This is a genomic window from Microbacterium maritypicum (assembly GCF_041529975.1).
GTDB lineage: Bacteria > Actinomycetota > Actinomycetes > Actinomycetales > Microbacteriaceae > Microbacterium.
Genome location: NZ_CP168030.1, coordinates 3634121 through 3646300 on the forward strand (window position 1 = coordinate 3634121; position 12180 = coordinate 3646300).

The following is a 12180-nucleotide window of genomic DNA, read 5'->3' on the forward strand; positions in this document are numbered from 1 at the left end:
GTCAGCCTCCGACTGCTCCGATATCGGTCACGCCGACATCCGTCCGATGGAAGTTCTGGAACGACCGTGAGGCCGTCGGTCCGCGCTGCCCCTGGTACCGATTGCCGTAGGGACCGGAGCCGTACGGGTTCTCGGCAGGCGAGGTGAGTCGGAAGAAGCAGAGCTGCCCGATCTTCATCCCCGGCCACAACTTGATCGGCAGGGTCGCGACATTCGCGAGCTCGAGCGTCACGTGCCCGGTGAACCCCGGGTCGATGAAGCCGGCCGTCGAGTGCGTGATGAGCCCGAGGCGCCCCAGCGACGACTTGCCCTCGAGGCGGGCGGCGATGTCGTCCGGCAGCGTGACCTGCTCGTAGGTGGCACCGAGCGCGAACTCGCCGGGGTGCAGGATGAACGGCTCCTCCGGGTCGACCTCGATCAGACGCGTGAGCTCCGGCTGATCGACCGACGGATCGATGAACGGATACTTGTGGTTGTCGAACAGCCGGAAGTAGCGGTCCAGGCGCACATCGATGCTCGACGGCTGGACCATCTCCTGCTCGTGCGGTTCGAGGCCGACGCGGCCGGATGCGAGTTCTGCCTTGATGTCGCGATCACTGAGAAGCACGGCCCCAGCCTAGTTGCCGATGCTGATCCCCTGGAGATGCATGTCCTCGCGGAGGCGAAGGACCGTGCGCCGCAGCGGCTCGACCATGGAGTGCGGCCACCGCTCGTCGGTGCGGCTGGTCGGCATCGTGATGCTCAGCGCGGCGGCCACGCCGGTCTCTTCCGGCCAGGTGAGCGGCATCGCCACACAGCGGCATCCGTCGATGAACTCCTCGTCGTCCACGAAGAAGCCCACATCCCGCCCCTTCTCGATGACCGCGAGGATGTCGTCCGGGTCGGTGATCGTGCGGGCCGTCAGGCGCGGGATCGCGACCTGGTGCAGGCGGCGCATGACGTCGTCATCATCGAGCGTGCTCAACAGCGCCTTGCCGATGCCGGTCGCGTGCGCGTGGAGTCGCATCCCCACGTTCGACGCCAGACGCATGGGATTCGGCGACGGGCTGATCGCGATGTAGACGTTCTCCACCCCGTCGAGCCGGGCCATCTGCACGGTCTCCCCGGTCTCGTCGGTGAGAGCGCGCATCAGCGCCGGCCCGGCCTCGAGCAGCAGGCGGTGCCCGTCGTAGCGCTGTCCGATCTGCCAGGCCTTGAGGCCCAGCGAATAGCGCTTGCTCACCGGGTCGAGTTCGACCCAGCCGGCGTCGACGAGCGTGCGGAGCAGGCCGTGCGCGCTCGAGCGCGGCAGCCCCAGCGCCCCGAGGAGTTCTGGGAACGTCTGGGCATCGGTCGCGGCGAGGTGCTCGATGATCTCGAGGGCCCGACCGGCGGATTTCACGGCACTCGGCGCCTGCGCGATGTCTGTCATGTCTCCCCCGGTGATGAATTGTGTCCGACGCGAACGTGTGTCACACTATCGCGCGTTCAGGTCTGAGACATCAGATTCACATACGTGAACGCATTGGATTCCCTCGTCAATGGAGATGCACCGATGTCCACCCAGTCCCCCACGCGGCCCGAACTCGCCGCGATCGTCCGCAAGGTCACGCTCCGGCTGATCCCGATCCTGCTCCTGATGTACATCCTGGCCTTCCTCGACCGGGCCAATCTCGGATTCGCGAAGGCGGCCTGGCAGGCCGACACCGGGATCTCGGATGCCGCGTACGCGCTCGGCGCCGGCATCTTCTTCCTCGGCTACGCGGTGTTCGAAGTGCCCTCGAACCTGATCATGCGCAAAGTCGGGGCCAAGATCTGGCTCGCGCGCATCATGGTCTCGTGGGGCATCGTCTCCGCGCTCATGATGTTCGCCACCAACGAGTGGATCTTCTACATCCTGCGCGTGCTGCTCGGCATCACCGAAGCGGGCTTCTTCCCCGGCGTCATCCTGTTCCTCACCTACTGGATCCCGCTCAAGTTCCGCGCCCGCGTGAACGGCCTGTTCTACTTCGGCGCACCGCTCGCCTTCATCTTCGGCGGGCCGCTGTCGGGAATGCTGCTCGACCTCGACGGCAAGGTCGGCCTCCACGGCTGGCAGCTCATGTTCCTGGTGACCGGCATCCTCACGGTGATCATCGGCATCGTCGCGTTCTTCTACCTCGACAACGGCCCGAAGGACGCGAAGTGGCTGAGCGAGGGTGAGCGCTCGACGCTCCTGGCCGCACTCGAAGCGGAGGACTCGGCGAAGGAGAACCACTCGCCGCGGGGCGCCCTGCGCGCACTCGCCAACCCGGTGGTGCTGTACTTCGCCGCGATCTACCTCACGATCCAGATGAGCGTCTACGGGGTGACCTTCTATCTGCCCACCCAGATCGCCACGATCGTCGGCAAGCCCGTCGGGCTCGAGGTCGGCCTGCTGACGGCCGTGCCGTGGACCTTCGCACTGATCATCACCTTCGTGCTCTCCCGACTCGCGGACAGCACGGGTCAGCGCCGCCTGATCGCCACGTGCGCCCTCGCCGCGGCGGGCGTCGGCATCGTGCTCTCCGCCGTCATCCAGGATCCGCTGATCGCCCTGGCCGCGCTCAGCGTCGGTGCGGCGGGGTTCATCTCGGTGCAGCCGGTGTTCTGGACGCTGCCGACGTCGTTCCTGCTGGGAGCGGCGGCCGCGAGCGGCATCGCGCTCATCAACTCGCTCGGCAGCCTCGGCGGCTTCCTCGCGCCGGTCCTGAAGAACTGGGCGGACGCCACGTTCGGCGACAACGCGGGACTCATCATCCTGGCCGCGATCGCCCTGGTCGGCGCCGGCCTCATCGCCCTCAGCAAGGTCGTCAGCCCCACTGTCCGCGAGACGGACGGCGTCGGACTCGCCACGACCACCACCACCGGCCAGCGCTGACCGCGCCCGGCAGATCAAGGAGACATACGCCCATGCGCGAGCTCGTGCTCACCGAGATCGGACGCCTCGACGTCCGTGAAGCCCCGATTCCGCAGCCCGGCCCCGGCGAGGCACTCATCCGGGTGGCCGCGACCGGGATCTGCGGATCCGACGTGCACGGCTACACCGGCGAGAACGGACGCCGGTTCCCCGGGCAGGTGATGGGGCACGAGTCGAGCGGGACGATCGCCGCGCTCGGCACCGGTGTCGACGAGCTCGCGGTCGGCACGGCGGTGACGTTCAACCCCGTCGTCGTGCCCGCCGAGGATGCCGCAGCGTTCGCGGGACGGGAGCAGCACCACCCCGGCAAGCATGTGATCGGTGTGGCGAAGGAGATCCCCGCCGCGTTCGCGGACTACGTCGTCGTCCCGGCGCGCAATGTCGTCGCGCTGCCCGACGGCCTGCCGATCGAACTGGGTGCGCTGATCGAGCCGCTCGCCGTGGCGGTGCACGCCGTACGCCGACTCCCCGCCGGGAGCCTCGCACGCGTGCTCGTGATCGGCGGCGGTCCGATCGGCCAGTCCATCGTGATCGCCCTGCGCGACGCGGGCGCCGGGACGATCATCGTGAGCGAGATGGATGCCGCACGCCGCGAGCTCGTGCGGCGGCTCGGCGCCGAGACGATCGATCCGGCCGACGGTCCGGTCGCGGACCAGCTCCGAGCCGGCGGCGGGCTCGCCGATGCGGCGCTCGACGCGGTGGGGATCACCCCGACGCTGCGGGACGCGTTCACCAGCACCACGCTCGGCGCCCCGATCTGCCTGGTCGGGATGGGTTCTCCGCAGGTGACCATCGACGCGTTCCTCGTGAGCACCGAGGAGCGCTCGCTCATCGGCAGCTTCACCTACGGATCCGACGACTTCGCCGATGCCACCGAGATCATCGGCGCCGACCCCGACGTCTACCGCACGCTGATCAGCCGCGAGATCGACGTCGCCGATGCAGACACCGCCTTCTCCGCCCTCGCGGCGGGCGACGGCACCCCGGGCAAGGTCCTTGTCCGATTCGACCGAGAGGAAGAGACACGATGACCGGCACCCCCACCATCCGCGAGGTCCGCGCCTACACCGTGCGCGGCGGCGGAGCGGACTACCACGACCAGGGCGCCGAGCACTGGATCGACGATCACATCGCGACGCCCATGAGCGTGTACCCCGAGTACCGGCAGTCGCGGCAGAGCTTCGGCATCAACGTGCTCGGCACCCTCGTGGTCGAGATCGAGGCGAGCGACGGCACGGTCGGCTTCTCGGTGACGACCGCCGGCGAGATCGGCGCGTTCATCGTCGAGAAGCACCTGGCACGCTTCCTCGAAGGCCGCAAGATCACCGACATCGAGCGCATCTGGGATCAGATGTACAAGTCGACGCTCTATTACGGACGGCGCGGTGTGGTGCTCAACGCCATCAGCGGCGTCGACCTCGCGCTCTACGACCTGCTCGGCCGTGTGCGACAGGTGCCCGTCTTCGAGCTGCTGGGCGGCCCCGTGCGCGACGAGCTGCAGTTCTACGCGACCGGCGCGCGCCCCGATCGCGCGAAGGAGCTCGGCTTCATCGGCGGCAAGATGCCCCTGCACCACGGCCCCGCCGAGGGCGAGGAGGGGCTTCGCAAGAACATCGCACAGCTGGCCGATATGCGCGAGAAGGTCGGCGATGACTTCTGGCTCATGCTGGACTGCTGGATGTCGCTCGACGTCGAGTACGCGACGCGCCTCGCCCACGCCGCCGCCGAGCACGGGCTGAAGTGGATCGAGGAGGCGCTCATCCCCGACGACTACTGGGGATACGCCGAACTGCGCAAGCGCGCACCCTCCACCGTGCTCGTCACCACCGGCGAGCACGAGGCGACGCGGTGGGGATTCCGGCAGCTGCTCGAGACCGGCGTCGACCTGATCCAGCCCGACGTGGGCTGGTGCGGCGGCATCACCGAGCTGCTGAAGATCTCGGCGCTCGCGGACGCGCACGGAACCATGGTCGTTCCGCACGGATCGTCGGTGTACTCGTACCACTTCGTCGTGACGCGCACGAACAGCCCGTTCGCGGAGTTCCTCATGATGCACCCGACTGCCGAGGAGGTCGTGCCGATGTTCTCGCCGATGCTCGTGGGCGAGCCCGTGCCCGTGAACGGCCGACTCAAGGTGCCCGAGACTCCCGGCTTCGGCGTCGAGCTCTCCGACGCCATCGACAAGCACCGCCCCTACACGCACTGACCCTGGAGACACGACACATGGAATTCCTCCGACTCGGCGCGGCCGGCGCCGAACGACCGGCCGTGCGCCACGACGGTCGCATCCACGACTTGACGCCGCTCACCGGCGACATCGACGGCGCGTTCCTCGCCCGCGACGGGATCACCCGCACGCGGGAGGCGCTCACTGCCGGCACGCTCCCCCTGCTCGACGGCGCCGAGGCACTGCGCGTCGGTGCGCCGATCGCGCGCCCGATGGCGGTGCTGTGCATCGGACAGAACTACGCCGCGCACGCCGCGGAATCCGGCGACGCCCCGCCCACGGTGCCGATCCTCTTCCACAAGCACCCGAACACGATCGTCGGCCCGTTCGACGACGTGCTCATCCCGCCGGGAGCCGAGAAGGTGGACTGGGAGGTCGAGCTCGGCGTCGTGATCGGCACCACCGCCCGCTACCTCGCGAGCCCGGAGGAGGCGCTCGCGCACGTGGCCGGATACGTCGTCTCGCACGACGTCTCCGAGCGCGCGTTCCAGGTGGAGCAGTCCGGTGGGCAGTGGTCGAAGGGCAAGAACGCCGAGACCTTCAACCCGCTCGGCCCGGTACTCGTCCCCGCCGATGAGGTCGACCCCCAGGCGCTGCGGCTCTGGTCGACGGTGAACGGCGAGGCCCGTCAGGACTCGAACACCGCCGACATGATCTTCACCGTGGCGCAGATCGTGCACCACCTGTCGCAGTACCTCGTGCTCGAGCCCGGCGACCTCATCAACACCGGCACCCCGCAGGGAGTCGCGCTCTCCGGACGCTTCCCCTACCTGCGCGCCGGCGACGTGGTCGAGATCGGCATCGACGGACTCGGGAGCCAGCGACAGCGCCTGGTCGACGCGCGACGCTGAGTCGCACTTTGGCCAACGCCCGTGTGCCAGGTAGGCTTGCCCTCACCTGCCCTCGGGCGGGTTCGGGACTGTAGTTCAATGGTAGAACTTCTGCTTCCCAAGCAGATAGCGCGGGTTCGATTCCCGTCAGTCCCTCCACATATGACGTCCAGAGCGGGAGCGCCCTACTCCCGCGCGAAGGCGGCCTGCGCTTCGAGTTCGAGGTCGAGGTACTGCTCCTCACTCACGTCGACGGCTACGCCGCGGATCGTTCCGCCTGTGAAGGTGAAGGGTGACCGGTAGGAGCGGCTCACCGAGTCGGCGCTGTCGTATCCGATGCACAGGCCGTCACCGCACAACGTGAACTTTCCGACTTGGGCGCGCATCGGTCCGGTCGCGACCGCCTGGTCGTCGACGTAGAGGGTCGTGGTGCCGACGGACTCCTTGTACTCGCCTGCCCCCTCGCGGATGAACTCCATGCCGACGGAGTGCTTTCCCGAGGTGAGCTTCTCCGAGACGAACGTCTGTTCCGGCTGGATGCCGAGGAAGTTGTAGACGTAGTGCAGTCGTCCGTCCTGGATGAACAGTGCATGTCCGCCGAAGCGCGATCCGTGGGCGAAGATCACGCCCTCGGCGTCGTCTTCGATCTCGACGTCCGCGATGATCTTGAATGACCGGCCCCGCACGTTCACGGCGACGCCCTCGGGGACCGACCCGCTGTCGGGGTAGTAGATGTAGCGGTGGCGTGGGGGCTCGGACGAGGGGCGCTCGATGGTGAGTTGCTCCATCGCGGTGCGGTCGTCGATGGGGAGCCCGTAATTGACTTCGGCTTCTTCGAACCAGGCGTCGACGAGTTCTCTGACCTTCTCGGGGTGGTCCGCGGCGACGTTCTTCGATTCCGAACGGTCTTCGTCGACGTGGTAGAGCTCCCACTCATCCTCGTCGAAGTGGCCGTGTCCGGTGATCGGGGCGTGCGTGGCAGCGACCTTCCATCCGTCTTGCCACAGCCCTCTGGTGCCGATCATGTTGTAGTACTGGCGCTTCTTCCGGGTGGGCGCGTCGGGGGCGGCGTCGAACGAGTACCGCATGGAGACGCCGGGCAGCGGCTCCTGCTCGACCCCCCGATACTCCTCGGGCATCTCGAGGCCCGCCACGTCGAGGATCGTGGGCACGATGTCGGTGACATGGTGGTACTGGTGGCGGATCTCGCCCCTGGCTTTGATGCCTGCAGGCCAGTGGATGATCATCGGATCGCAGGTGCCGCCGGAGTACTGGCTGTAGCGCTTGAACATCGGGAACGGGGTGGAGAATGCTGCCGCCCAGCCCGTCGGGTAGTGGTTGTAGGCCTCGGGGCCGCCGAGGTCGTCGATACGGGTGAGGTTCTCTGCGAGATCGTCGGGGTAGTTGTTGAAGAACTTGTTCTCGTTCACGGAACCGTCGGACGACCCCTCTCCGGATGCGCCGTTGTCGGCGCAATAGAAGATGATCGTGTTGTCGAGCTGGCCGGTCTCCTCGAGGTAGTCGACGATCCGCCCGATCTGCGCGTCGGTGTATTCGCTGAATCCGGCGAAGACCTCTGCCATACGGCGGAACAGCTTCTTCTCATCTTCGCTGAGCGTGTCCCAGGGCTTGACGTGGTCGGCAGCGTTCGCCTGAGCTTCCGGCATCGGATTGAACGGCGTCAGCTCGGTGTCCGCGGGCATGATGCCGCGGTCGATCATGCGACCGAGCACCCACTCGCGATAGGCGTCGTATCCCTCGTCGAAAGCGCCCTTGTACTTGTCGATGTACTCCTGCGGCGCCTGATGCGGCGCATGGTTCGCCCCGGGGCAGAACCACATGTACCAGGGCTTGGACGGATTGGTCGCTTGCTGGCCGCGCAGCATCTGCAACGCCTGATCCGCGAGGTCCTTGGAGAGGTGATACCCCTCTTCCGGCGTGTACGGCTGCTCGATGAAGTGGTTGTCCTCGGCGAGGTCGGGGTACCACTGGTTCGTCTCTCCACCGAGGAAGCCGTAGAACCTGTCGTAGCCCATCTGTAACGGCCACTGCCTGCGGCTGCCGCCGGCGGCGTTGTCCTGCTCCGGCACGTTGTGGTCCTTACCCAGCCAGAACGTCGAATAGCCGTTGTCCTGCAGGATGTGCGCCATCGGTGCACAGTCATCCGGAATCCGCCCCGAGTTGCCGGGGAAACCGTTCGTCGACTCCATCAGTGAAGCGATGCTGTTGCGCGTGTGGTTGCGCCCCGTGAGGAACACGGAACGAGTCGGTGAGCACAGCGCGGTGGTGTGCCACTGCGTGTAGGTGAGGCCGTTCGCGGCAAGCCGGTCGAGCGTGGGCATGTTGATCCGACCACCGTAGGGCGACCACGATGCCATCCCGGTGTCGTCGTAGAGGATCACGAGCACATTCGGAGCGTTCTCCGGTGCGGCCGGCAAGAGGTACGGCTCCCAGTCCGGCACCGAGTCCCGCACATCGAGCGCGATCTTGCCGTTGAAGTCCTCAGCCACACCGATACCCCCGTTTCGAGATGGGGCGGTGAGCCCGCCACCACGGGCGACGCTAGCCACAGCGGGCGCAGCGTCGGAAGGTCACATCACCCCGATGGGGTGACCCGAAGATCTCCGTCAGATCTTGATCGGGAAAGTGAGCAATGTCGCGATTCCTCCGATGACGATGACCCCACTCAAGCCGAGGAACACCCAGCGCCTCCACGGGACCGCCTGATGCTGAGAGATCGCGGCGAAGAACAGGACCAGGGCGAAGAGGACCGTGAGCAAGGAGTAGTCGTCGCCGCGCTGATTGTTGGCGAGGGCCTCGTCGAACTTCGCATCGGCGCGGGCGCTCAGCTCTTCGGACTCGACCGCGCCGGGTGGCACGTACTCGTCCATCACGAAAGGACCGCGGGCGGTGCGCCCTTCGGCTGTCCACGCGTCGAACGCGACCGCGAACTCTTCGGTGAAGCGTTCTTCGATGAACCGCACCAGGTCGTCACGCCCCTCTTCGTCGGCGAGCACCCATTCGGTGTAGAGCGTGAGGTCGTACTGACGTGCGGCCTGAGCCGTCGACTGTGCCGAGGCTGCTTGGACTCGCGCACTCGATGCCTGGCTGAAGGCGATGGACATCTCGCCGCCCCACTTCGAGGCCTCGAATCCGCACCACGCTGTCAGGACCGCGGTCACCGAGAGCAGAACGACGGTGATGATGTCGAGAACCCGGGTCGTGCGGACCGGTTCATCCGAGGCTTCCGTCTGCATGGCCTTGATCTTCGGCCAAGCGCCGCGGAGGCGAAAGCGGTTGCTCACCCCGGCGGGGTGAACGCCCGACGAGGTGTCTCCGTCAGAACAGCGTCACGGTGCGGGAACTCGTCGATCCGTCGGTGGGCGAACCCGTGGCCTGGACGGAAACCGAGATACCCGAATGCAGCGGGGTCGAGCCGAGGACACCGAAGCTGACATTCGTCACGCCTTGCCCGGCGAGCGACCCGGCGAAGGCCAACGTGTAGGAGACGGTGCCATCGCCGTTGTCACTCGCGCCGACCGATGTCCACGTCGGATCGGTCGCAGGGAGTGCCCCGACGACGGGACTGCTTCCGCCTGCATTGGCGATGATGGCGGGCTGCACCGCACCGACATCGACGGAGGCGAAGGTCACCACGACGATGCCGCTGGTGATCGGCTCCACAGGGAGTGTGGACGCCTGAGTGTCGTCGTTGCGCAGCTGGATCGACGCACCGTAGTACTGCGGATTCACCCACGTGCCGCCGAGCATCGACTCGATCACGAACCGGCCGCGCGCGTCCGTCGATGCCGCGGCGAGCGGCGTCGCCGCCGCGATCGCGATCACAGGGACAGACCACACTGCTCCCGTCAGGAGGGCTCGACGCCGCACACCGTGCGGTCTGTCCTGACCTGCTGCTTCATTGCCCATACTCTCGCCAACCTTCCCGATGCGTCTGATCGTGGTGAAGTGGTGTCTGATCTGCGGAAGAGGTCGTGCCCGGCCCGTGCGGACGCGTGTCAGCGAGTATAGGACTGTGTCCCCGCGGTCACCAGGAACGGGTGAGGGGGCACACGTGAGCGCCGTGGTCCGCGCGTAGCGTGCACGTATGGACGAGAGGGAATCCGGGCTGAGCGCGGACCGAGAGCGCGGACGGCGAGCTCCGCGGCTTCAGCTCGTGCTCCCCGCGAAGCCGCTGCTCTCCGGCTTCTCCGTCGCGGTGGGCGTCCTCCTCGCCATCGCGCTGGCCGCCACCGTCGCCGGTGTCTCGACGGTTCTCATCTCCATCTTCCTCGGCATGTTCCTGGCCCTGGGCCTCGATCCCGCCGTGCGTGCCCTCGAACGTCGAGGGTTGAGCCGCGGGGCGGGCGTCACCATCGTCGCTGTCATCTTCCTCGGAGTCGTCGCGGCGATCCTGCTCATCCTCGTCCCGGCAACGGTCCGTCAGGTCTCCGCGGCGATCGAGGCCGCCCCAGAGACCATCGCCGCCGTGCAGCAGAGCGGCTGGTACCTCACACTCGAGGCGAATCTCGGCGTCGACCTCTCCGCCCTCATCGCCGACGGCCTGCGGTCGCTCACCACGCTCTCCTCCTTCCTCGCGATCTCCGGAGGAGTCCTGAAAGCGGGATTCGGGGTGATCGGCGCGATCTCGAGCTTCATCATGGTCGTCGTGCTCACCCTGTACTTCATCTCCTCCCTGCAGAGCACTCGAGGGGCGATCGCGAATCTCATCCCGCTGTATCGGCGAGACCGCTTCGTCGCTCTCCTGGACGAGATCACGCAGTCGGTCGGGGCGGTCGTCGCGGGCGGCGTCACGCTGTCGGCCATCAACGCGCTCGTGGTGTTCGTGATCCAACTCGCCGTCGGCTCCTCCGTGCCCGCGGTCATGGCCATCGTCGCCTTTTTCGTCACCCTGGTCCCGATGATCGGCTCCCTCGTGTTCCTGGTCATCGGCGGCGTCGCGACGCTGCTCGTCAGCCCGACGGCAGCGTTGGTCTTCGTGGTGTGCTACCTCGTCTACATCCAGGTGGAGGCGTACGTCGTCACGCCACGCATCATGGGCAAGGCAGCGGCGGTGCCCGGCGTGCTGGTGATCATCGGGGCGATGATCGGCGCCACACTCCTGGGACTGCTCGGGGCACTCGTCGCCATCCCGCTGACGGCGTCGATTCTGATCATCATCCGAAAAGTATGGATTCCGCGCCAGAATCGTCAGACCGAGCCGCCCAGCGAGTGACCTCGCGGAGCAGAAAAGCTGCGCCACATCGACGGCAGCTCCCTGGCCGAGCTCCTCCGCTTCAGCGCGCGGGCCGCAGCGGTCACCGTCTCCCGGCCGGGCGCGGATCCGCCCCTGCTCGGCGAGCTCGCCACGCTGGCTCCCGGCTGACCCGGGGAGGTCGCCCGAGTCAGGGTCGACGAAGTCGGTCAGGCCGCTCGAGGATGCCGGTGAGGGTGGCGAGGAACTTCGCTGCGAGGGCACCGTCGATGATCCGATGATCCGCGGTGAGGGTGTACCTGAGCAGTCGGCGAGCGACAGCGGCGCCGTCGACGAGCGCGACGTGCTCGGTCACCGCGCCGACCGCGAGCACTGCCCCCTGCGGCGGGATGATCAGCGCGGTGAAGTGCCCGACGCCGAACATCCCGAGGTTGCTGATGGTGAAGGTGCCATCGCTCAGGTCGGAGAGCTGGAGCTTGCGCTCCTTCGCCCGCGCAGCGAGGTCACGGGTCCGGCGGGAGATCTCGGTGACCGAGTCGTGGTCGACGTCGTGCAGCACCGGGATCATCAGCCCCGAGGGCGCGTCCACGGCGACACCGATATTGATGCGGTCATGAAGGAGCACCTGTCCGCGGCCCTCGTCCGAGTAGCTGGCGTTGATCTCGGGATGATCTGCGAGGGCCAGCGCTACGGCGCGCACGAGGAAGGCGTTCACGGAGAGCCTCTGCCCGGTGGGGGTCAGCTCCTGGTTGAACTCTTCTCGCAGGCTCAACAGCGCATCGACATCCGCCGTGGCGGTCACGGTGAAGCTGGGTATCGCCGCGCTCTCGGTGACGGTTCGCGCGATGGCGCGACGCATCGGGTCGAACGCGACAGCGCGCGTGCCGCGCCGGTCGGCCGAGGTGGTGTCGATCATCGTGTGCCTCCTGCACGTTCGGTCGGGCGTCTTCGCGGTGTCGAGCACCCCTACCCCCTATGGGTATAGGCTACA

Annotated in this window: 11 protein-coding genes and 1 tRNA gene; 6 read left to right on the forward strand and 6 right to left on the reverse strand. The window is 67.2% G+C overall.

Annotated features, from left to right (window positions below; translation table 11 throughout):
* Nucleotide 1 precedes the first annotated feature (1 nt).
* Together dcd and ACCO44_RS17620 are read right to left on the reverse strand one after the other, a co-directional pair.
* Nucleotides 2-607 (reverse strand): dCTP deaminase, encoded by a 606-nt coding sequence (gene dcd, locus ACCO44_RS17615; protein ID WP_029264458.1) that lies wholly within the window; start codon nucleotides 605-607, stop codon nucleotides 2-4.
* Nucleotides 608-616: 9 nt separating this feature from the next.
* The gene (locus ACCO44_RS17620; RefSeq protein WP_372467612.1) at nucleotides 617-1411 is read right to left on the reverse strand and encodes an IclR family transcriptional regulator; all 795 of its coding nucleotides are present in this window, start codon (nucleotides 1409-1411) and stop codon (nucleotides 617-619) included.
* A 123-nt stretch (nucleotides 1412-1534) separates the two neighbouring features.
* Between ACCO44_RS17620 and ACCO44_RS17625 the strand changes: the two genes are divergently transcribed.
* The 5 genes from ACCO44_RS17625 to ACCO44_RS17645 all read left to right on the forward strand — a co-directional run bounded on the left by ACCO44_RS17625 (nucleotide 1535) and on the right by ACCO44_RS17645 (nucleotide 6133).
* Nucleotides 1535-2878, forward strand: coding sequence for an MFS transporter (locus tag ACCO44_RS17625; protein WP_372467613.1), 1344 nt, complete (start codon nucleotides 1535-1537; stop codon nucleotides 2876-2878).
* Between the two features lie 32 nt (nucleotides 2879-2910).
* On the forward strand, nucleotides 2911-3948 hold the full coding sequence (locus ACCO44_RS17630) for a zinc-binding dehydrogenase (RefSeq protein ID WP_372467614.1): 1038 nt from the start codon (nucleotides 2911-2913) through the stop codon (nucleotides 3946-3948).
* Nucleotides 3945-5123 (forward strand): L-rhamnonate dehydratase, encoded by a 1179-nt coding sequence (gene rhmD / locus ACCO44_RS17635; protein WP_029264453.1) that lies wholly within the window; start codon nucleotides 3945-3947, stop codon nucleotides 5121-5123. The genes ACCO44_RS17630 and rhmD overlap by 4 nt, the downstream gene beginning before the upstream one ends.
* Before the next feature lie 17 nt (nucleotides 5124-5140).
* On the forward strand, nucleotides 5141-5995 hold the full coding sequence (locus tag ACCO44_RS17640) for a fumarylacetoacetate hydrolase family protein (RefSeq protein WP_029264452.1): 855 nt from the start codon (nucleotides 5141-5143) through the stop codon (nucleotides 5993-5995).
* Between the two features lie 64 nt (nucleotides 5996-6059).
* A tRNA-Gly gene (locus tag ACCO44_RS17645) sits at nucleotides 6060-6133 on the forward strand.
* A gap of 26 nt (nucleotides 6134-6159) precedes the next feature.
* Here ACCO44_RS17645 and ACCO44_RS17650 read toward each other — a convergent pair.
* From ACCO44_RS17650 to ACCO44_RS17660, 3 genes are all read right to left on the reverse strand, one after another.
* The gene (locus ACCO44_RS17650) at nucleotides 6160-8484 is read right to left on the reverse strand and encodes a sulfatase-like hydrolase/transferase (RefSeq protein ID WP_372467615.1); all 2325 of its coding nucleotides are present in this window, start codon (nucleotides 8482-8484) and stop codon (nucleotides 6160-6162) included.
* 117 nt (nucleotides 8485-8601) lie between these two features.
* Nucleotides 8602-9231, reverse strand: a complete 630-nt coding sequence (locus ACCO44_RS17655; RefSeq protein WP_262001888.1) for a hypothetical protein — start codon at nucleotides 9229-9231, stop codon at nucleotides 8602-8604.
* 82 nt (nucleotides 9232-9313) lie between these two features.
* The gene (locus tag ACCO44_RS17660; protein ID WP_029264449.1) at nucleotides 9314-9820 is read right to left on the reverse strand and encodes a hypothetical protein; all 507 of its coding nucleotides are present in this window, start codon (nucleotides 9818-9820) and stop codon (nucleotides 9314-9316) included.
* A gap of 262 nt (nucleotides 9821-10082) precedes the next feature.
* On the opposite strand from ACCO44_RS17660, the gene ACCO44_RS17665 reads away from it, so the two are divergent.
* Nucleotides 10083-11210: an AI-2E family transporter gene (locus ACCO44_RS17665; RefSeq protein WP_372467616.1), complete on the forward strand. Its 1128-nt coding sequence runs from the start codon at nucleotides 10083-10085 to the stop codon at nucleotides 11208-11210.
* 169 nt (nucleotides 11211-11379) lie between these two features.
* On the opposite strand, the gene ACCO44_RS17670 is transcribed toward ACCO44_RS17665, so the two are convergent.
* On the reverse strand, nucleotides 11380-12105 hold the full coding sequence (locus ACCO44_RS17670) for a 2-oxo acid dehydrogenase subunit E2 (RefSeq protein WP_372467617.1): 726 nt from the start codon (nucleotides 12103-12105) through the stop codon (nucleotides 11380-11382).
* Nucleotides 12106-12180 lie beyond the last annotated feature (75 nt).